The 22138-nt window shown below is 70.3% G+C and carries 8 protein-coding genes; 3 read left to right on the forward strand and 5 right to left on the reverse strand.

What is annotated here, in order from left to right; genetic code table 11:
- Positions 1 to 123: 123 nt before the first annotated feature.
- Positions 124 to 1509 carry a KamA family radical SAM protein gene (locus ACOCEP_RS31625; RefSeq protein WP_482332778.1) on the forward strand — a complete coding sequence of 462 codons (1386 nt, stop codon included), beginning with the start codon at positions 124 to 126 and terminating at the stop codon, positions 1507 to 1509.
- Between the two features lie 106 nt (positions 1510 to 1615).
- On the opposite strand, the gene ACOCEP_RS31630 is transcribed toward ACOCEP_RS31625, so the two are convergent.
- A complete protein-coding gene (locus tag ACOCEP_RS31630; protein WP_482332779.1) occupies positions 1616 to 7162 on the reverse strand; it encodes a CHAT domain-containing protein in 5547 nt (1848 codons plus the stop codon).
- Between the two features lie 178 nt (positions 7163 to 7340).
- Between ACOCEP_RS31630 and ACOCEP_RS31635 the strand changes: the two genes are divergently transcribed.
- Positions 7341 to 7751: a hypothetical protein gene (locus ACOCEP_RS31635; RefSeq protein WP_482332780.1), complete on the forward strand. Its 411-nt coding sequence runs from the start codon at positions 7341 to 7343 to the stop codon at positions 7749 to 7751.
- Positions 7748 to 8563 carry a hypothetical protein gene (locus tag ACOCEP_RS31640; protein ID WP_482332781.1) on the forward strand — a complete coding sequence of 272 codons (816 nt, stop codon included), beginning with the start codon at positions 7748 to 7750 and terminating at the stop codon, positions 8561 to 8563. Before ACOCEP_RS31635 ends, ACOCEP_RS31640 begins: the two co-directional genes overlap by 4 nt.
- A gap of 37 nt (positions 8564 to 8600) precedes the next feature.
- On the opposite strand, the gene ACOCEP_RS31645 is transcribed toward ACOCEP_RS31640, so the two are convergent.
- Genes ACOCEP_RS31645 through ACOCEP_RS31660 form a run of 4 tightly spaced genes read right to left on the reverse strand, consistent with a single transcriptional unit; the run spans position 8601 to position 22068 of the window.
- The gene (locus ACOCEP_RS31645) at positions 8601 to 10316 is read right to left on the reverse strand and encodes a cation:proton antiporter (protein WP_482332782.1); all 1716 of its coding nucleotides are present in this window, start codon (positions 10314 to 10316) and stop codon (positions 8601 to 8603) included.
- 51 nt (positions 10317 to 10367) lie between these two features.
- Positions 10368 to 14285, reverse strand: coding sequence for a type I polyketide synthase (locus ACOCEP_RS31650; RefSeq protein WP_482332784.1), 3918 nt, complete (start codon positions 14283 to 14285; stop codon positions 10368 to 10370).
- A gap of 2 nt (positions 14286 to 14287) precedes the next feature.
- Positions 14288 to 20794, reverse strand: coding sequence for an SDR family NAD(P)-dependent oxidoreductase (locus ACOCEP_RS31655; protein ID WP_482332785.1), 6507 nt, complete (start codon positions 20792 to 20794; stop codon positions 14288 to 14290).
- A gap of 11 nt (positions 20795 to 20805) precedes the next feature.
- Positions 20806 to 22068 carry a cytochrome P450 gene (locus tag ACOCEP_RS31660; RefSeq protein ID WP_482332786.1) on the reverse strand — a complete coding sequence of 421 codons (1263 nt, stop codon included), beginning with the start codon at positions 22066 to 22068 and terminating at the stop codon, positions 20806 to 20808.
- Positions 22069 to 22138 lie beyond the last annotated feature (70 nt).

The raw sequence follows: 22138 nt of genomic DNA on the forward strand, positions 1-22138 counted from the left end.
GCGCGCGACCGCTCGACCAGCGGGTCGGCGTGCGTTCGACACAACCCGCAGGACAGGAATATTTACGTCTTCCGAACGATGTGACAGGATATTTTCACGCGTTTCCGACGACGAGGAGTACAAGTGACTGCGATCCAGGAACCGACCTCGCCGGTGGCCGCCTACGATCAGCCCTACGACTACACCCGAGTCGAACTGATCGAACCCGACTGGCGCCGCTTCCCCGGCTGGCACGACGTGACCGAGGCAGAGTGGCGTGACGCGCAGTGGCAGCGAGTGCACTGCATCCGCAACGCCAAACAACTGCGCGCCCTGATGGGCGACCTGCTCGAGGAGCGCTTCTACGAGGACATGCTCGCCGACCAGCGCGAGATGGCCACGATGTCGATGCTGCTGCCTCCGCAGATGATCAACACGATGGCGCCCAACGCGGGCACCGACCCGGCGAAGGTGACCGAGGCCTGGTACGCCGACCCGATCCGCCGCTACATGCTCCCGGTACGCAGCGACCGCGACACCGAGTGGCCGAGCCACCCGCATTCCGAACGGGACTCGTTGCACGAGGCGGAGATGTGGGTGGTGGAGGGGCTGACCCACCGCTACCCCACCAAGGTCCTCGCCGAGATGATCTCCACCTGCCCCCAGTACTGCGGGCACTGCACCCGGATGGACCTGGTCGGCAACTCCACCGAGCAGATCGAGAAGCACAAGCTCTCGCTCAAACCGGTCGACCGCCAGGACGCGATGATCGAGTACCTGAAGAAGACCCCAGGTGTGCGGGACGTCGTGGTCTCCGGCGGCGACGTCGCCAACGTGCCGTGGCCGCAGCTGGAGTCGTTCCTGATGCGGCTGATGGACATCGACACCGTCCGCGACATCCGGCTCGCCACCAAGGCGCTCGCCGCCCTGCCGCAGCACTGGATCCAGCCGAAGGTCGTCGAAGGCCTCGAACGCGTCGCCGGCACCGCGCAGCGCCGTGGCGTCAACCTCGCGATCCACACCCACGTCAACCATGCCCAGTCGGTGACCCCACTGGTCGCCGAAGCAGCCAGGACAGCGCTCGACGTCGGCGTCCGCGACGTGCGCAACCAGGGCGTGCTGATGAAGGGCGTCAACGCGACCCCGGCCGACCTGCTCGACCTGTGCTTCGCGCTGCAGGGCGAAGCGAACATCCTGCCGTACTACTTCTACATGTGCGACATGATCCCCAACGCCGAGCACTGGCGGGTTTCCGTGCACGAGGCGCAGGAACTGCAGCACGCGATCATGGGCTACCTGCCCGGCTACGCCACGCCGCGCATCGTCTGCGACGTGCCCTACGTCGGGAAGCGCTGGGTGCACCAGCTCGCCGAGTACGACCGCGAGCTCGGGATCTCCTACTGGACCAAGAACTACCGGACCGGGATCGAACACGAGGACCCCGAAGCCTTGCAGCGCAAGTACCCGTACTACGACCCGATCTCGACCTTGCCGGAGGCCGGTCAGCGCTGGTGGCGCGAGCAGGCGTAGCGAGCCGGACATCTGTCGAGGGGGCGTTCAGGCTCACGTGCGAGCTTCGAACGCCCCCTCTGCCGCGTACTCGTCGCGGACAGCGGGTCGGGGCATGCACCCGTCTTCACGGTCCGAAGTGGACATATGGGGCCCAGATGGCCGGGTTGCGGGGGGCCGAGTCGCGCAGGGCGCGCACGGTGCGATGGAGCAGGAGTGCGGTGTCCTCGAGACGCAGACCCGACGGTCCGAGCAGTCCGTTGTACATCGTCTCGGTCACCTCGGCCGCGGTCCGGTCCGTGATGGTCCACAGGGTCGCGATCACCTGCCGGTAACCCGCGAGCTGGAGCGCCGCGGCGAGGTGGATGGCCTCGTCGGGCAGATTCGTGCCACCGATCGCCGTACTGCAGGCCGACAGGTAGGCCAGTTCGGCGTGCTCGAGATCCAGTTCGGCGACCTCGAGCACGGTCAGTGGTCTGTCCCACAGGTAGAGGCTGCCGGTCGACGGCTGTTGCAGGTTTTGCCCGCCGTGGCAGGCGAAATGTGCGTATGCGTGAGTGCGCAGGTCGGCGGTTGTCGCGGCGTGGGTGGCGGTGTCGGCGACACGCAACGTGCCATTGAGAGAGGGCACACGAGAAACGAACTCGGCTTCCGCCCGGGCGCCGGGCAGAGGGCACATGTCCGGGTTACCGGGCACCGGCGGGGTCTCCGGCATGCTGACCACGAGAATACGTCGGTCGGCGGGCTGGATAGCGCTCGCGGTGTTCGCCTTCGCCAGCGCGCGCAGTGTCGGTGTGTAGGACGACACCGCGCGGTCGATCACCGTGCGTCCGGCGGGAGTGTCGGCCGGGTCGTGGTAACCGGCGGCGTGCAGCGGGAGCAGGGTCAGTGATCCGGTCGGGCACCACCACAGTCGTGGCAGCGGCTCATCGTGCCCGGTGTAGCCCAACCGGGTCAGTACCGGATCGGCGACGGTGTCCCACAACCATTCCAGGGTCGCGTGCACCGTTTGTCTGGCGCCGATGGTGGCGAGGTCGCCGGGGCCGCCGGGGTTTTCCAGCAGCTTCAACGCCCGCAGGTATCCCGCTGCCTGTCGTCCGGCCTCCACGTACGACAGATCAGGCAGCGGGACGTGGTCGACGTCGCGGTCCCGGTGCACGATCAAGGCGTCACATCGGGCTTCGTCGACGTTGAGCAGGACGACGGGACCGTCGGGCAGTCCCTCGCGGAGGGTGGCCAGCGGCGGGATCCGCAGTAGGTATTCCAGTCCGGGCAAGGCGCGTGCCTCGGCAAGTAACCGGTCCCAGTCCTCGGCCAGCTTGATCCGGTCGGACTGCATACGCCGGCTCGGGTCGCTCCACGGATCGGTCGCGGCGGAGGACTCCTGAATGTCGGGCGCGGTCGTGGCCGCCAGCTTCGTCGCCACGGCGCGCAGGCGATCGTGCAACGCGAGGTCACGTTCCCGCAGCATCGACAGGTCGTCCTTGGTCTGCAGTGCCTGCGACCACAACACGGAGCGGCCCTGCTCGAGCAGTTCCACGGCACGGCCGGGGTCACCGGCCTCCAGCGCCGCGGCGGCGGCCGCCCTGGCCAGGCCTTCCCATATCGTCAGCCTGCGCTCGCGCGCGTCGCGTTCGATGCCGTGCCAGGCCACATGGGGCAGCAGCGCGACAGCGACGCCGAAGGCCTCCGTAGCGGAGGCCCAATCGCGGTGCCGGACGGCCGACTCGGCCCACAATCTGGCCGCGGCCGCCCGATAGGTCGGTGCGGCACCGGGAGATTCGACCGCCGTCCGGTAGGCGGCGACCGCGGCGTCGACGTCGCGCCTGCCTTCGACGCGCCTCTGCTCGTGCAGCCTTCCCAGCGTCACCCAGGCCACCGCGACTCGCGGGTCACCGGCGGTCATGCTGTCTATCGCCCGTCTGGCCGACTCGATCGATTCGACCGCGTCCGCGTCGTCCCCACCGCGGTCGTACCGGGTGTGCAGCACCGTCGAGAGGCTGAGGACGCACAGCGGGTACATCGAGTGCGCGACGCCGGTGATCGCGATCGCCTCCCGGACGAGCGCGACGGCCTGGTCCAGTGCGTCCCGGCTCGGACGCCGGTCACGGCGGGTGCGCAGCAGTCCCGCCAGGTTCAGCAGAATCTCTCTCCGGTTCGGGCTCTGGGGCGTGCTGCGGTCCACCGCCTCGGTCAAGGCCGCGACCGCGGCGTCGAGGTCCGCGGTTTCCTGCTTTTCCAGGTACCGGATATGCAGCGCGGTCCCGAGGTTCATCAGGCACATCGACACCGCCGGATGGTCCGCCGGCGCGGACGCGACGGCCGATCTCCCGGCGTCCACGGCGGCGTCGAGGTCGGCGGCCGAGCCAAGCAGGCCGGCCCGCGTCCGTAGCGCGTTGGACAGGTTGGTCAGCATGATGGGCCGCATGATGTGTCCGGGACGGGCGTCCTCCGCCGCCTCGAACAGCGCGTCGATGGCGGCGTTGAGGTCGGAAACCGTTCCGGTCCGATCGAAGCGCGACCACAATGCCAGCCCCAGCGTCATCAGGTTGACCGCCGAAGCGACGTGCCAGTTGGGCGCGCGGGCGGCCTCGCGCCCCAGGTCGACGGCTGCGTCGAGATCGTCGAGATCGCCGGTGGCCAGCGATCTGGTCAGCAGGCCGACGGCCAATGCGGTGAACTGGGCACTCCGTTCGGCCGGTGTCGTGCCCGGCAAGGTCGTGGCGCGCTCCGCTGCCTCGATGGCCTCGTCCAGATCGGCGGACTCCGCCAGGATGCTGTACCGGCCACGCAGCGCGTGCGCCAGCTCGGACAACGCGTTCGCCGTTATCGCGTTGTTCGTGCCCGCGGCGGCCACCCCGCGGCGCAGCACCTCGATCGACTCGGTCACCACCCCGACGTCGCCGGTCCGCTCGAACCGCAGGGCCAGCAAGGTGCCCAGCGTGATCAGCGCGTACGCCCGGTTGGTCTCCTCGTCCTGGGTGCGCGGGACGATCTCCCTGCCGATCTCGATCGCTTCGGCGAGCAGGTCCTCCTCTCCGGAGTTGAGAAAGCGCAGGCGCAGCGTGCTCGCCAAGAAGATCCCGGCCGTGTTCCGGCCCGGGCTCGCCACCGGTAGCCCGTCAGCCGCGACCCGCAGCAATTCGCTCGCCTCGGCGAGCGCGACCTGGTCGTTCGACCACTGCCCGTGAAGCGACAGCGCGATTCCCAGCATCATGCCGGCTTGAACCTTCTGGTCGCGCGAGCCGGCCGACGCGAGGCCTGGCCGCAGCACCGCGATCGCCTCGTCCAGATCCACGATCGAAGCCGTGGCCTGGAAACGGGCCCGGAGGGCATAGCCGAGATAGAACCGGAGCGTCGGCAGATCCGGACTGTCCGGCCGGGCCCGGCCGAGCACCGACCGCAGTGCGTCGACGGCCTCGACGAGATCGGCGGAGTCGCGGGCCCATTCGTACCGGTCGGTCTGTGCGGCCGCGACATTACCCGCGAGCAGTAACGCGTCGGGGTTTTCCCGCAGTGCTGCCTTCCCCCTGTCGATCGCCTCGGTCAGTGCGCTTTTGTCGCCGTGGCGAAAAAAGCGGATGCGAAGCACCTGGACGAGGTTGTTCACGAGCATGACGCGGTTCATCTCGGTCGCGTGCGCCAAAGCCGACCGCAAGGTCGTGGCCGCCGCATCCAGGTCCGCTTCGGCACCGGTGTTCTCGTAGCGGGACATGAGCGCGTTGCCCAGGGTGAGGGTGACCGACACCTTCGGAACCGCGCCTGGTGGTGTTGCCGCGTGGCAGGCTTCTATGGCTTCGGTCAGCTTCTCCGGGTCGCGCTCGGAGGTGGCTGTCGAGCTGAGGATCGCGGCAAGAACGCCGAGTATCCGATAGCGACCCGAGCCGGTAGCAGCGAGCGCCGAGCGGATCAGGCGGGTCGCCGCCTCGCTGTCGGCAGTCTCGCCCCTGGCGTCGAAGCGTCGCAGGTGCGCCAACGCGGTGTCCGCCTGCAGGTCGGGCAGCCTGGGGTCGTCCGCGGGCAGGGTCTCGACGACCCGGCACAACGCGGCGACGGACTCGTCGAGGTCGGCGGGGTCCGGATTCCGGCTGTACCGGAGGCTGAGTGCGTCCGCGAGCGCGGACGAACACTGCGCCAACGCCAGGGCGTCGGGGGACAGCGGCACCGTCGCCCGCAGCGTCTCGATCCGTTCATCGAGATCCGTGGCCTGGCCTGTGCGCAGAAAGCGCCACCGCAGCAGTTCCGCCAGCTGCCAGAGCTGCTGGCCGCGAATCACCGTGTCATCGGGGATGTCCGGCGCGGCCGCTCTCGTTGCTTCGATGGCTTCGTCGAGCTCGCCGACATCGATCTCACCGTCGGTGTCCGCCAGCTTGACCGCCTCGTACAGCACCATCGACAAGGCCGTGAGCATCGGCGTCCGGCCGAGCGGACCGCCTGCGCCGGCCGTCTTCGCCTCACGAAGGACGTCCACGGCTTCCCGGAGGACCTCCTGCCCACCGGATGCCCGGTACTGGCGGCGAAGTGCCTCACCGAGGGACAGCAGCGCGGTCCCCCGAAGCGGACTGTCCGCGGGCAGAGCCGCCAAGGCCGCTCTTGCCGCCCGTGTCACCTCGGCATGGGCCGCGTCGTCAGCTCGGAGCACGGTCGCCAGCGTGGCCTCGACCGCCCACCTCAGCGGGTGGCCTTCTCCTACGGCCGCGTCGGCCTCCCTGGCCAGGGTGATGGCTTCGGCCAGATCGGCCTTGTCGGGACCATCAGGTGTGGTGAACGCCGAGGCATACGAGAACCGGGTCTGAAGCGAGCTTGCGAGATTGAGCAGCGCGGGGACATGCGACTCGCAGCCGTTGGGGAGCTTCCCCAGCGCCTCCCGTAGGTACCGGACACTTTCCGCGATGTCGGTGGCATCGCCCGTACGGACGAACCTGACCCGCAGGGCGCTGCCTCGCAACAGAAGTGCTTCACCGAATGCGGGGTCGTCCGAAGCACAGCTTGCGAGGACTTCCCGGGTCACCTCGACGTACTCCTCGACCACGGCGAGCGGACCGCCGATATTGCAATGGGTCTCCAATGCCAAGGCGAGCTGCGACAGGCAGACGACGCGGTCCGGGTCACCGGACGGTAGAGACGACGCCACTTCGCGCAGGAGCACCGTGCTGTCGGTGAGGTCCCGTTCCCGTCCTCGGATGCCGAACCGGGTAAGCAGAGCGATCCCGAGAGGAAACCGGACCGCCGACGCGATCGGGTGCTCGGCCGACTCGAGTGCCGCGCGGCCCGCCGCGACGGCATCGTCCAGATCCGCCTCGGCGGCCGTCCATTCGAAGCGCTGGTTCAGCAGCGTCATCAGGTTGAACAGGTGCGCCGGCCGGTCGACCTCACCGCCGGCGTCGACGGCGGCTCGACACGCGGCTATCCCCAGGTCCGTCAAGCCGGGATCCGCGGCAGTCAAAGCGGCGTCGGTGATCACCGACGCGTAGAACGGACCGAGTTCCGCGGGCGTCAATCCCGGATAGCGGTTTTCCTGAAGCCAGCTGAGCACCGGTGGTGGCACCACACCGGGGAAGGATTCGGCAAGCGGGGCGAACAGTTCCGTACAGATCTGGATATCAGGCCCGATACCGCCCGGCGGCAGGGCGCAATGCCGCAGCCAGTGCAGCATTCCGAGTTCTCGAAGCATCTCGGGAGGCAAGCCGGTACCGATGGCGGGCACGACCAACCGAGCGGCGTCCGCCACGGCCTCGGGTGTGGTGACCTCGTCGGATTCGTTTGTTTCCAGGCAACGTCGGATGCGTTCCAAGAGCGAAATGCCGACTCCTCCCCCTCGCCACCCACTACGGTGCGGTAGACGATTCAGGATGGCACAAGGGAGGGGCGAAGTGGCGGCGTTCGACGAGGGACAAGCGCTCGTTCTGTGGTGCACCGCCATGCCGGATCTGCGCCAGGCCGCCATCGCCGGCCGGTGGACCGACCGGCTGGAACGCACCGCCTCCCGCGTGCGCGCGGGTGGTTCGGCGTTGGACGCGTGCCGGCAGTTCGACCTGCTCGATGCCGAGTCGGCGGAGCCGACCAGGAACGCGGGCACTCCAGAACGCATGCCTGTATATCCCGGCACGCGGAGCCCGCGCCTGCCACGGACCGGACGCGGCGAGTACGGCTGCCCGCGCCGGTTGTGCCTGCGCCACGACCATCGGGACGACAACGGACACCCGCCCGTCTGCGCCTTGTTCGACAACGAGCCGATGCTGCCGACGGGCGCGACGCCGTGAACCCCTTCTTGTCCTCTCTGAGCGGCAAGCTCGCCGAGCGATGGGTCGCGACCCTCGTGCTGCCGGGGGCGCTGTTCATCGCCGCGGCGGTGTGCGCGGTCCGGCTGGGCCACCGCTCCGCGTTCGACCTTGTCTCGGTGGCCGGCTGGATCGTGCGGGAGGCGCCGCGCGTGCCGGTCGCGGCGACGGCGGTCTTCGTGCTGGCCGGTGCCACGGTGACGGCCATGGCCGCGCAGGCGGTCGGCAGCCTGGCCGAAGCGGTCTGGTCCAGACCGTGGCGCGGGCCTGCTGCCTGGCTCGCACGTGGGCTAGTGGCCGTCCGCGGCAGGCTCTTCGATCGAGCGGCGGCCAGGGCGGGGGTGGACCCGGTATCCGCCTACCGTCCACGGCATCCGGCCTGGATCGGCGAACGGTTCCGGCTGCTGAACGCCCGGATCGCCGGGCAGTACCACGGACTCGATCTGGGATTGGTGTGGCCACGCTTGTGGTTGCTGGTCCCGGAAACGGTCCGCACTCCAGTGCAGACGGCCGAATCCCAGTTCAGGTCGGCCACCAGACTCGTCGGCTGGGGCGTGCTGTACCTCGGCCTAGGGATCTATTGGTATCCCGCGGCGCTGGCCGGAATCGGTGCCATCGTGGTGGGGTGGAGCCGGGCCCGATCCACCACCGCGACACTCACCACGTTGATCGAAGGCACCGTGGACACCCATCTCGACACGATCGTCACCGCTCTCGGCCACACCATGCCGGCCGCGGGCTTCACCGGCGATCTTGCCCGCCGGATCAACGACCGGCTGGCCAAGGGCGACTGACCACCGAGATTCGACTACATCCGAAATCCTTCATGGCTCATGACGCCGGTTTGTCCGCCAGCTGCTCAAGGCGGGCCATCTCCACATCGAGCGCTGTTTGCGCCCGGCTCAACGTCTCCGAGCTGTATCCGCCGCCAGACCGGGCCCGCTGAAGGCGTTCGGACTGTTCGGTGAGGACACGCAGGCGCAGCCGCAGATATTGGTGGACGTCCGAAGCCGAGCGGCCGGCCGGCGCCTTGCCCGGATCGCGCACGTCCGAGCGCACCCGCTCCAGGACCGCCTCGCTGAACGGCCCATCCGCCGGATCGTCCAAAACGGACTTCGCCGCGTCGGCGAGCTCGGTCATGAGCCGGACGTACTCCTGACGCGCCCGGTCCGGATCCTCCGCCGGCACCCGGGCCGCACGGATGACCGCCGGGAGCGTCATTCCCTGCACCAGCAGCGTCGTGGTCGCCACGACGTAGGCGATCAGGACCAACAGAGCGCGATCCGGGGTGTCCTGCGGAAGGGTCTGCGCCGCCGCGAGGGTGATCGCGCCGCGCATCCCCGCCCAGCCGAGCACCACACCGCCCCGCCAGCCGAGGGTCTCGGTGAGCCGGAACTCGACGTCGGCGGCGGCGCGATCGAGCCGCTTCCGGAAATGCGCCACCCGTCTCGGCGACGCTTTGTCCAGTCGCTCGGTGACGGCGGGATTCGACTTGTCTCCGCGCAGTACCGCCTGTGTCGTTTCCAGCCGCGGTTTGAATCGCGCCGCCTTTCGCTGCTCGCGGTACAGGCCGGCAACCAGCGGCCCGACGAAGACGACACGCGCGACGATGACGAGCACCGACGCCGCCAGGCCGATGGCGAGCGCGCGCCAGACGCTCGAGCCGTCCTCGTGTGCCTCGTCGATGAGGGTTTTCACGCTGAGTCCCATGAGCAGGAACATCCCGCTCTCCAGCAGGAACGCCGCGGTGCGCCAGTTGACGGTCTCGGCGAGGCGGTCCGTCGCGCGCAGATGCCGCGGGGCGAGATGGCCGGTCACCAGGCCGGCGACGACCACAGCCAGCACACCTGAGGCGCCTGCTTCTTCGGCGGGCAGGAAGGCGATGAACGGGACCACGAAGGAGATGGCGGTGTTGAGTACGGCGTTGCCCAGCAAGGCGCGCGCCCGGACGTTGACGAACCCGACCAGGATCCCGATTCCGGCCGCGACGACGACCGAGAAGGCGAACTCGCCCACGACACCCCAGACGGACACCGACCCGGCGACCGCGGCGACGGCAGACCGCAGCAGTACGAGCGCCGAAGCGTCGTTGACCAGGCCTTCGCCTTCGAGCACCGTCAGCAGCCGGGGTGGCAGACCGAGCCGCCGCCCCACCGACGTCGCCGCGACGGCGTCGGTGGGGCTGATCACCGCGCCGAGCGCGAACGCGGCAGGCCATCCGATGCCCGGCACCAGCCAGTGGAACAGCCAGCCCGCGCCCAGCGTGGTCCCCACCACGAGCAGGACCGCGAGGCCGGTGATCGGCCGGATGTTCCGCCGGAAGTCGACCATCGGCATGTTCACCGCCGCCGAATACAGCAACGGCGGGAGCACCCCGGCGAGGATCAGTTCGGGTTCGATCTCCGGATGCGGGACACCCGGGAGAAAGCTCAGCCCGATACCGGCCACCACGAGGCTCAGCGGAGCGGCCAGGTTCAGCCGTTCGGAGAACGCGGCCACCAGCACGATGATGACGACGCCGAGCACGGCGACGAGAGTCAGGTTCACCGGCACGCGTCCATTGGTGACACGACGGCGCCGGCCCCGCAAGTCGGAGCGTCAGTTCCCGAAGAGCTCCGTCAGCCAGTCGTGCAACGCGGCGGCGGCCGCCTCCTCGTGCTCGGTGAGCAGTGTGTAGTGGTTGCCCGGCAGATCGACGGTCCGTGCGCAAAGCGCGGTCGGGAACTGCTCGTCCGCGGTGAAGCCCGGCAGGCCGGGCAGGGATTCCGCGGCCCGCAGATGCAGGGTCGGCGTACGGATCGGAACGGGCTCCCAGGTGTCGAAGAGCGTGACGTAGCGGCCCATCGCGCCGAGCTGGCTCGCCATCGAACCCGTCTTTCCTCCGGCGAACAGTTCCTGTCGTCCGGCCTGTTCCTGCATGAAACGCCCGCGCACCTCGTCGCGGTCCGAAGCGGGCAGGTAGATGTCCACCAGCACGACGGCGTCCGCCGGGCGGTTCCGCTCCTCCAGGTACTCGGCGAACGCGCGGGCGACCCAGCCGCCCGCGGAGTAGCCGACCAGCACCAGCGGCCCGTCGCCCACGTGCTCGTCGAGCGCGCGGCGCTGGGCTTCGAACAGGCTGGGCAGGTCCGGGGGCAGCGGCTGGCCGTCGGTGAACCCCGGCGGCCACATCGTCCACATGTCGCGGGGCCGCTGCATCGCGGGAGCGATGAACGAATACGCGGCGTCGGTGATCGGCGAGACCGGCGGCACCGCGCAGACCAGCGCGGGACCACCCGAACCGACGGACAGCCGCGAGATCCCCACCAAGGCGGCCGCGTCCGTCGAATCGTCGAACGACGCCCTCAGCCGCCCGGCCATCCTGGCCAGACCCATCGCGTCATGCGGCCGGCCCTGTTCGACACCCCGCAGGTACAGCGAAACCAGACTGTCCGAATCGGACTCTTCCGGCACGGCCCCGCCGGAACCGTGCTCGGGCACCTCGTCCGCCAGGAACTCCGCCAGCTCCTCGACCGTCGGGTAGTTGAGCACGTCGGTCAGCTGGAGGTCGACGCCGGTCGCTCCCGCGATCCGGTTGCGCAGTTCCACGGCGGTGAGTGATTCGAAACCGAGGTCGCGGAAGGTGTCGTCCAGCGGGACTTCGCGGCCCCGCGGGTACTTGAGCACCGCGGCGACGTGTCCGCGGACGAGCCGGACCAGCCGCGCTCGCCGCTCCTCCGGGGACAGCGCGGCCAGGTCGGTGTCCGGCTCGGCGTGGTCCTCCCCCGCCGTTCCACCGTCCCCGAACTCCGGCAGGATCGGCTCGAGCCAGTACCGGTCGCGGTCGAACCGGTAAGGCGGAAGATCCACCCGGCGTGCCCCGCTGCCTTCGAAAACGACCCGCCAGTCCACTTCGACCCCGGCGACATGGGCGTCGGCGAGGGCGCGCAGGAACCGGGCCGGACCGCCTTCGCCACGGTGCAGTGTTCCGAGCACGGAGGCGGTCGCACCGCTCGCGTCCAGGGTCTCGCGCATCGCGCCGGCGAGCACCGGATGCGGGCTCACCTCCAGCAGTACCCGGTGGCCGTCGCGCAGGAGCGTGGCGGTCACCTCGTCGAACCGGACCGTTTCGCGCAGGCTCCGGTACCAGTACCCGGCGTCCAGCGGTTCGCCGTCGAGCCAGCGGCCGGTCCGGCCGGAGACGAACGGCAGTACCGGGTCCGCCGGCACCAGCGGCGCCAGTTCGCGCAGGACGGTGTCCCGGATCCGTTCGACATGAGCCGAATGCGACGCGTAGTCGACCGGGACGCGGCGCGCCCGCAGGTCACGCTTCCCGCACTCGTCGAGCAGTTCCGTCAGCGCGGCCGGGGTACCGGAGACCACTGTGGACAGTGCGCCGTTGACCGCGGCGACGGTGAGCTCGCCCGGTATGCCGTCGAGGAGTCCGGCCGTCGCCTCGGCGCCGAGTGCGACCGAGACCATCCCACCGGTTCCCGACAGCGCCGCCAGCGCGCGGCTGCGCAGCGCGGCCACGCGCATGGCGTCGGAAAGACTCAGGCCACCGGCGATCCACGCCGCGGGGATCTCGCCCTGCGAATGACCGGCGACGGCGGCAGGCTCCACGCCGTGCTCCCGCCAGAGCCGGGCGAGCGAGATCATCACGGCCGCCAGCACGGGCTGGACGACGTCGACGCGATCGAGCGACGGCGCGCCCTCGGCCTGGCGCAGGACGTCGACCAGTGACCAGTCGACGAACGGCGTCAACGCCTTCTCGCACTCGACGATCTGCTCGGCGAACACCGGTGAAGCCTCAAGCAGGTCCACCGCCATGCCCTGCCATTGCGCGCCCTGCCCCGGGCAGACGAACACCACACCGGAGTCCGGGATCGCGGTGCCTTCGACGACGAATGGCGACGGCTCGCCCGTGGCCAGCGCGGAAAGGCCGGAGAGCAGTTCCTCGCGGTCGGCGCCCAGTACGACGGCGCGGTGCCGGTGATGGGTTCGCGTCGTGGCGAGCGAATACGCGACGTCGGCCGGGTCCGCGTCACCGAGCTCGTCGAGCAGTTTCTTCGCCTGGGCCGCCACCCCGGCCGCCGTGGCCGCGGAAACCGTCCACGGCAGCAGCGACGGCGGAGTGCCGGCTCCTGCCTCCGCCGGTGGCTCGCCCTGTTCGAGAATGAGGTGCGCGTTCGTTCCGCTCATCCCGAACGACGAGACGGCGGCGCGGCGGGGACGGCCGGTCTCCGGCCAGGGAACGGTTTCGGTGGTCAGGCCGATTCCGCCGCCGTCCCAGTCGACGTGCGGCGTCGGCCGGTCGAGATGCGGCAACGGGGGCACGAGACCGTGACGTATGGCCATCAGCATCTTGAGCACCCCGGCGATCCCGGCGGCGGCCTGGGTGTGCCCCACGTTGGCCTTGGCCGAACCGACGAGCACCGGCTCGGCACGATCCTTCCCGTAGGTGGCCTGCAGCGCCTGCGCCTCGATCGGATCACCCAGTTTCGTGCCCGTGCCGTGGGCTTCGACCACGTCGACGTCCTGTGTGGACAGTCCGGCGTCCGCGAGCGCGTCGGTGATCACCCGCTGCTGCGCCCGTCCGCTGGGCGCGGTGAGACCGTTGGAGGCCCCGTCCTGGTTGACCGCCGACCCCTTGAGCACGGCGAGCACCCGGTGCCCGTTGCGCCGAGCGTCGGAGAGCTTCTCCAGGACGACGATCCCGGCGCCTTCCGCCCAGGCGGTGCCGTCCGCGGCGGCGGCGAAGGGTTTGCACCGGCCGTCCGGCGCGAGGCCGCGCTGCTGGGAGAACTCGATGAACCGGATCGGGCTCGGGATGAGGGTCGCGCCACCGGCGAGGGCCAGGGTGCATTCGCCGTTCCGCAGCGACCGCGCGGCCAGGTGCATCGCGACGAGCGAGGACGAGCACGCCGTGTCCAGGGTGATCGCCGGGCCCTCGAAACCGAAGAGGTACGACACCCGCCCGGAGGCGACGCTGGCCGCGTTGGCGATCGAGACCTGCCCGACCAGATCGACCGGGACCTCCTCCACCCGGGAGGCGTAATCGCCGCCGACCAGGCCGGTGAAGACGCCCGTCCGGCTGCCGCGGAGCCGGGCCGGGTCGACCCCGGCGGACTCCAGCGCATGCCACGAGACCTCCAGCAGCAGCCGGTGCTGCGGGTCCATCACCAGCGCTTCCCGCGGCGAGATGCCGAAGAATCCCGCGTCGAATTCGGTCGCGGAGTCGATGAAACCGCCATGGCGGACATACGACTTCCCCGGTACCTCGGGGTCGGGATCGTAGATCTCCGCCAGGTTCCAGCCTCGATCGCCGGGGAACTCCGAGATCAAGTCCCGCCCCTCGACGAACACGTCCCACAGCTGTTCGACCGATTCGACCCCGCCCGGGAACCGGCAGCCGGCGCCCACGATCACCACCGGGTCGGCCTCGGCGTTTTCGAGGCGGTTCAACCGCTTCTTGGTCTCGTACAGCTCCGCCGTCACCCGCTTGAAGTACTCGACGAGCTTCGGGTCATCGGACATGACTAGGCCCCCACGGTTTCGTCGTCGTCACTGGCACGGCCGAACTCCCGGTCGACGAAGTCGTACAGCTCGTCCACGGAGGCGGACCGCAGCGTGTCCTCCGTGTCGCTTGAACTCGCGCCTTCCAGCTGCGTCAGCAGGGCACGCACACGCGCACCCAGCGTCGTGCGCACTTCGGCGTCCTCGTCCAGCTCGGCGACAGTTCGTTCCAAGGCGGTCAGCTGAGCCAGGGCGGGCGACGGCGCCGCAGCGGCGGGAGCACCGGAATCGGCGATCTCCCTACCGAGGTATCCGGCCAGGGCGTTCGCCGTCGGGTGGTCGAAAACGAGCGTCGGCGGCAGCCGGAGGCCCGTGGCCGCGGTGAGCCGGTTGCGGAGCTCGACCGAGGTCAGGGAGTCGAACCCCAGTTCGCGGAAGGGGGTTTCAGTGGGCACCTCGTCGCCCGAGGCGTAGCCGAGCACGGCCGCCAGGTGACTCCGCACGAGCGACACCAGCTGCCGTTCGCGTTGCGCCTCCGGCAGCGAACCCAACCTCCGGACGAGCGCGTCGGGCGCCTCGGTGGGCGTGTCCTGGCGGCGCCCCGCCGCCACCCGGCGGGCGGAGCCGCGGACGACGTCCCGCAGCAACGGCGGGATACCGTCGCCCAGCCCGGAGATCGTGCCGAGGTCGAGCCCGAGCGGCGCGAGCAGCGCCCGGTCCGACTCCTGCGCCGCGTCCCAGAGGGCGAGGCCCTGCGTCGCGGTCAGCCCGCGGACGCCGGTTCGGCCCATCCGTGCCCAGTCCGCCGCGCTGAGCCCGCCCGCCATCCCGCCGCGCTCGGCGGAGTCGTCTCCCGGTGCCCAGAGGCCCCAGGCGAGCGAGGTGCCGGGCAGGCCGGAATCCCGCCGCCACGTCATCAACGCGTCGGCGAAGGAGTTCGCGGCGGCGTAGGCGCCCTGTCCCGCGGCCCCGAAGATGCCCGCCGCGGAGGAGAAGCAGACGAACGCGGCGAGATCGAGGTCCTTGGTGAGTTCGTGCAGATGCCAGGTCCCGTCGAGTTTCGGCCGGAGGGTGGCGTCGAGCTGCTCGCCGGTCAACGTGGCGACGACGCCGTCCGCGAGCACCCCGGCCGCGTGCACGACCGCGGTGAGCGGGTGTTCCGCTGCCACGGTGGCCAGCGCGGCTTCGAGGTCGCCGCGGTCGGCGACGTCACCCTTGACGACCGTGACCTCGGCGCCGAGATCGGACAGCTTCGTGATCAGGTCGCCGGCACCGGGAGTGTCCTCGCCGCGGCGGCTGAGCAGCATGAGCCGCCGCGCGCCCCGGCGTGCGAGGTGCTCGGCGATCAGGCCACCGAGCCAGCCCGTACCGCCGGTCACCAGGATCGTGCCGTCGGGGTCGGGTTTCCGCGGCACGGTGAGGACCACCTTGCCGACGTGCTTCGCCTGGCTGACGTGCCGGAGCGCTTCTCCCGCACGCCTGAGGTCGTAATCGCGGCGCGGCGGCAAGGTGAGCACGCCGCGGCCGAACAGCACCGAGACCTCGGTCAGCATCTCGCGGACCCGGTCTTCGCCCGCGGACGCGACCAGGTCGTACGAGTGATAGCGGACGCCGGGATGGGCCGCGGCCACCGCTTCGGGTTCGCGGACGTCGGCCTTGCCGATCTCCAGGAACCGTCCTCCCGGAGCGAGCAGGCGCAATGACGCCTCCAGGAACTCGCCGGTCAGCGAATTCAGCACCACGTCGACGCCGCGGCCGCCGGTCGTCTCGCGGAACCGGGTTTCGAAGTCGACCGTCCGCGAGGAAGCGATATGCGCGTCGTCCAGCCCGAGCCCGCGCAGCGTGTCCCATTTGCCTTCACTCGCCGTGGCGAACACCTCCGCCCCGAGATGTTTCGCGAGCTGGATCGCCGCGATGCCGACACCGCCGGCGCCGGAATGGATCAGCACGGACTCTCCCCGCCGGAGCCCGGCGAGATCGGTGAGGCCGTAATACGCGGTGAGGAACGTGATCGGGACGGAAGCCGCGGCTTCGTACGACCAGTCCGGGGGAATCGGCGCGAGCAGCCGGTGATCGGTGACCGCCACCGGGCCCATCGCGCCGGTGAACACGCCGAACACCGGGTCACCTGTGCTGAGATCGGACACGTCGTCGCCGGTTTCCAGGACCACCCCGGCGGCTTCCGCCCCCGGTACCGCCTTCCCCGGGTACATGCCGAGCGCGACCAGGACGTCGCGGAAGTTGACCCCCGCGGCCCGGATCCCGACCCGGACGTCGAGCGGCCCGAGTGGTCCGAGCGCCTCCGGACAAGGCAGGAGCGCCAGGTTGTCGAGCGTGCCGTGCCCGGTGCTGTCGAGCCGCCAAGCCGGTTCCGCCGGGACCGGCAGGAGCCCGTCGGCCGCGACCGGATGCAACCGCGGGATCAGGGCCGTCCCGGCGCGGACGGCGACCTGTGCCTCACCGGTCGCGAGAGCGGCCGGAATCGCGTCGTCCACCGGCCCGTCGGTGTCGAGCAACACGATCCGGCCCGGATTCTCGGCTTGGGCCGAGCGCGCCACACCCCAGATCCCGGCGACCGTCAGGTCGATCCGATCCCCGGCCGCCGCGGCGACGGCTCCTCGGGTGGAAAGCACCAGTTTCGCGTCGGCGAACCGGTCCTCGGCGAGCCAGACCCGCAGCACGTCGGCGACCTCGGCCAGCGCCGCCCGGGCCGACGGCACCACCGAACCGTCCTGTGTGGACACCGGGACGACCACGGTCTCCGGGACCGGCCCGCCCGCCGCGATCAGCGCGGTGAGCCCGGCGGATCCCGAATCCAGCAGGACATGCCCGCCGCCGTCGGCCGCGGCAGGTCCGCGGGCGGGCACCCAATCCAGCCCGTACAGGGAGTCGTCCACGTCCGGCGCGCCGAGAGCCGACCGGTCGGCGACCGGCCGCCACGCGAGGTTCTCGATCGAGGCCACCGGCGCGCCCGCGCCGTCGGCGAGGGTCAGCGCCACGTGGCCGTCGGCGCCGGTGACCCGCACCCGGAGCATCGACGCCCCCGCCGCGTGCAGGGTCAGCCCGGACCAGGCGAACGGCATGCTGCCGGAACCCTGGTTGATCGAATCCAGGAACGGGCCGAGCCCGACCGCCTGGAGCGCGGCGTCGAGCAACGCCGGGTGCAGACCGTAACCGTCGGTCAGCGAGCGGTCCCCGGGCAGTTCGATCTCCGCGAACAGCTCCGCGTCCCCACGCAGCCAGACTTTCCGAAGACCGCGGAAGACGCCTTCGTACCCGAACGCCAGCACGACCTCCGGGTCGTCGTAGTAGCCGCCGTCGAACGGGATCGGCTCCGCACCCGCGGGAGGCCATTCGGTCAGTCCGTCGCCGGCGGGCGCGGTGCGGGCACCCAGCAGCCCGGACGCGTGGGAATGCCAGGATCCGACATCGGCGCCGTCGGACCGGGAGAACACCCGCACCGGACGGCTGCCGGAGTCCAGCGGTTCGCCGACCAGCACCTGGATCCGTACCCCGCCCTCGTCCGGCAGGGTCAGCGGGGTCTCCATCGTGAGCTCTTCGATCACGTCGCAGCCGACCTGTTCGCCGGCGGACAGCGCGAGCTCCACGAACGCCGTGCCCGGCAGGATCACGGTGTCGTGGGCGCGGTGGCCGGCCAGCCAGGGCTGCGCCCGCAACGAGATCCGGCCGGTGAGCACGACACCACCGCCGTCGGCGAGCGTCAGTGCGGCGCCCAGCAGCGGATGCCCGGCCGGAAGCAGGCCGGCCGCCTGGACATCGGCGTTGTCCGCGTCCGGGGCGATCCAGTAGTGCTCGCGCTGGAAGGCATAGGTCGGCAATTCGACGGGCGAAGGCGCGACGGGGGCGAGGACCGCCGACCAATTCACCGGCACCCCTCGGGCGTGCAGCGCGCCCACCGCCCGCAGGACGGATTCGGCCTCGTCCCGGTCGGTGCGCACGGCCGGGATGGCGACCATTCCGGGGTCACCGCCGTCGGGCACCATCGCGGAGAGGACCGCGGCCGGGCCGAGTTCCAGCAGGGTGGTGATCTTCGCTTCCCGCAGGGTGGCCAGGCCGTCGTGGAACCGGACGGCCGCCCTCGCGTGCTCGACCCAGTACCGCGGTGAGCGCAACCGTTCGGCCGTCGCCGGTTCCCCGGTCACGTCGGACACGATCGGGATGGACGGCGGGTGGTAGGTGAGCTCGCCGAGCAGGGCTTCGAATTCGGCGAGCATCGGCTCCATGAGCGGAGAATGGAAGGCGTGGCTGACACGGAGCCGTTTGGTCCGGCGCCCACGGTCTTCCCACAGCCGTTCGAGACCGGCCAGCGCGTCCTCGTCCCCGGACAACACCACGGACTCCGCGGTGTTGATCGCCGCGATCGACACCCGGTCCTCGAGACCGGCCAGATCGGGCAGGACCTCCGCTTCGGTCGCGTCCACCGACACCATCGCCCCGCCCTCGGGCAGCGCCTGCATCAGGCGTCCTCTGGCGGCGATCACCCGGCAGGCGTCGGACAGCGACCAGACTCCGGCCACGTGCGCGGCGGCGATCTCCCCGACCGAATGCCCGAGCAGCTGATCCGGGCGCACCCCCCACGACTCGACGAGCCGGAACAGCGCGACCTCGTAGGCGAACAACGCGGGCTGGGTGAATTCGGTGCGGTACAGCAGTTCCGCATCGGCCGAGCCGGTTTCGGCGAACATGATCTCGCGCAGCGGCCGGGGCAGATGCTCGTCGAGTTCGGCGCAGACGGCGTCGAGCGCGTCGGCGAACACGGGATACCCGGCCGCGAGCCTGCGTCCCATTCCCGGCCGCTGCGCGCCCTGCCCGGTGAACAGGAAGGCGACCGAACCGTTGCCGGTCACGTCTTCGACGACGGCGCCGTTCGTGGTGCCGTCCGCGTAGGCCCTCAGCGCGACGGCGAAGTCCTCGGCGGTCCTGCCGAACGCCACCGCGCGGTGCCGGAAACCGACCCGCGTGCCGGTCAGCGCGCCCGCCACATCGGCGGGAACCTGGCTTTCGGCGAAAGACGCCAACCGGGCCGCCTGGCCGCGCAGCGCCGCCCCGGTCTTGGCGGAGATCACCCACGGCAGCACCGGAAGCGACCCGGTCGCCGTCGCTGGGGGCACGTCCTGCGCCGGTGCCTCCTCGATCAGCAGATGGGCGTTCGTGCCGCTGATGCCGAAGGAGGACACACCGCCTCGCCGCGGTGTCGTCGTCTCAGGCCACGGCACCGACTCGGTGAGCAGTTCGACCGCGCCCCTCGTCCAGTCCACTTTGGACGACGGAGCGTCGACGTGCAGGGTCTTGGGCAGTTCACCGTGCCGCATGGCCATGATCAGCTTGATCGCGCCGGCGACCCCCGCCGCGCCCTGTGTGTGCCCGATGTTCGACTTCAGCGAGCCGAGCCGCAGCGGACGGTCCGGTGAGCGGTCCTTGCCGTAGGTCGCGATCAGCGCGTTGGCCTCGATCGGATCGCCGAGGGTGGTGCCGGTGCCGTGCGCGTCCACCACGTCGACGTCCTGCGCGGACAGCCCGGCGTCGGTGAGCGCGGCCCGGATCACGCGCTGTTGCGCGGGCCCGCTGGGCGCCGAGAGACCGTTGCTCGTCCCGTCCTGGTTCACCGCGGAACCCCGCAGCAGTGCCAGCACGGGATGCCCGGCACGGCGGGCGTCGGACAGCCGTTCGAGCAGGAGGAGCCCGGCACCTTCGGCCCAGATCGCCCCGTCCGCCCCGTCGGCGAAGGATTTGCACCTGGCGTCGATCGAGGTCACGCCCTGGCCGCAGAACTCGGTGAAGGTGTCCGGTGTGGCCATCACGGTGATCCCGCCCGCCAGCGCCATCCCGCACGCGCCCTCGCGCAGCGCGCGAATCGCTTCGTGGATCGCCACCAGCGACGAAGAACAGGCGGTGTCGACGGTCACCGCGGGTCCTTCGAGCCCGAAGCAGTAGGAGATCCGCCCCGAGATGACACTCGAACTGTTTCCGGTGATGCCGTGCGGGGAGTACTCCTTCGAGCCCTTCCACACCAGTTCGTAGTCGTTACCGGTCGAGCCGACGTAGACGCCGGTCCGGCTGCCACGCAGCTCGTCCGGGTCGATCCCGGCGGACTCGAACGTCGCCCACGCGACCTCCAGCAGCACTCGCTGCTGGGGATCCATCACGAGCGCTTCCCGAGGGGAGATACCGAAGAAACCGGCGTCGAAGAGCGCCGCGTCGTGCAGGAAGCCGCCTTCACGGACGTAGGAGCGGCCGGACCTTCCCGCGTCCGGATCCGGGTCGTAGAGCTCGTCGAGGTCCCAGTGCCGGTCGTCCGGGAACGGCGTGATCGCGTCACCCCCGTCTCGGACGAGTTCCCACAGCCCGGACGGGGAGTCGATGCCACCGGGAAGACGGCAGCCCATCCCGACCACGGCGATGGGCTCGTGCGCCCGGCCCTCCACCTCGCGAAGCCTGTCCTGGGTACGCCGCAGTTCGGCCGTGACCTTCTTCAGGTACTGGCGGGTCTTGTCCTCTGTAGACATCAAAGCTCCAGGTTTCAGCGCGAGACGCGGACGGTCATCTTCCGCAGGCCGCGGACGACCACGTGGCGGCGGTACTCCAGCGAACCCTCGTCGACCTCGAACTCGGTGAACCGCTCGGCGACGGCACGGAAGGCGAGCTCGGCTTCGAGCTTGGTGAGACTGGAACCGATGCAGAAATGCGGGCCCGCGCCGAAGGCCAGTTGCATACGCTTGGTGGTCCGGGAGATCAGGAACCGGTCCGCCTCGGGGAATTCGGCCTCGTCCCGGTTCGCGGCGGCGAGCAGGAGGATCACCACCGTCCCGGCGTCGACGTCGAGACCCGCGACGGTGGTCGGGCTCAGCGCGACCCTGGCGGTCAGCTGGACGGGCGCGTCGTAACGGAGCACCTCGTCGGCCATCGGCGCGGCCAGCGCCGGGTCGGCTCGCAGCAGCGCCAGCTGATCGCGATGGTGGTGCAGGGCGAGGATCCCGTTGGTGATCAGGTTCGTGACCGACTCGTGCGCGGCGGCGAACAAGGTGACGAGCACGTTCGTCACCTCGTGCCGGGCCAAGGTCTGCCCGCGGTCCTCCGTGCGGATGAGGCTGGACACGAGGTCCTCACCGGGAGCACGGCGGCGTTTGAAGATCAGGTCGGCGAAATAGGCGTGCATCGACGCGCACGTGCGGTCGACCACGGCCAGCTCCTCCGGCGACAGCAGGCCCAGCCGCCGGAACCCGGCGACCAGCGTCGGAAGCTCGGTCGCGAGCGCGAGGTCGTCCGACCACTCCTTGAGAACGTCCACATCGGACATCGGAACGTCGAGGAGCTCGCAGATGATCCGGATCGACAGCAGATTGGCGAATTCGCCGACCGCGTCGAATTCGTCCGCACCGGCGATCTCGGAGAACAGTTCGTCGACGATGTTCTCGATCCACGGGCGATAGCGCGCGGTGATCCTCGGGGTGAAGGCCTTGGAAATCAGCCGCCGCTGCCTGCCGTGGTCACCGCCGTCCATGAAGAAGATCGAGTCGAGAACCTGCTTCGCCCCACTGTTCGGCACCAGGCCACGCAGCCCGGGCGAGTCCAGGGTGTCGTTGCCCATCGCCGGATTCCGCATCACGTCGAGGCAACTCGCGTAGTCCCCGACGACCACCGTGCCGTCCGGCGTGACGAGCGGGCTCGCGGCCCGCAGCCTGGCCAGGGTCGGATGCGGATCGATCCGCATGGCGGGGTCCAGCAGGACGTGCAGCGGATTCCCCGGTTCCGCCACCCGTTCGCGTTCGTCGAGCGAAGTCATTCTCAGCGCCCCCGTGGTCGAGTCGATGGACGCCACTCTGCCCGCCACGCCGCCGGCCGCACACCTCCGT

The organism is Amycolatopsis sp. CA-211722 (genome assembly GCF_056828465.1).

Coding starts and splice junctions, on each gene's coding strand:
- ACOCEP_RS31660 (WP_482332786.1), bottom strand. CDS start 22,068: ATGACTTCGCTCGACGAACGCGAACGGGTGGCGGAACCGGGGAATCCG.
- ACOCEP_RS31635 (WP_482332780.1), top strand. CDS start 7,341: ATGGCACAAGGGAGGGGCGAAGTGGCGGCGTTCGACGAGGGACAAGCG.
- ACOCEP_RS31650 (WP_482332784.1), bottom strand. CDS start 14,285: ATGTCCGATGACCCGAAGCTCGTCGAGTACTTCAAGCGGGTGACGGCG.
- ACOCEP_RS31630 (WP_482332779.1), bottom strand. CDS start 7,162: ATGCTTCGAGAACTCGGAATGCTGCACTGGCTGCGGCATTGCGCCCTG.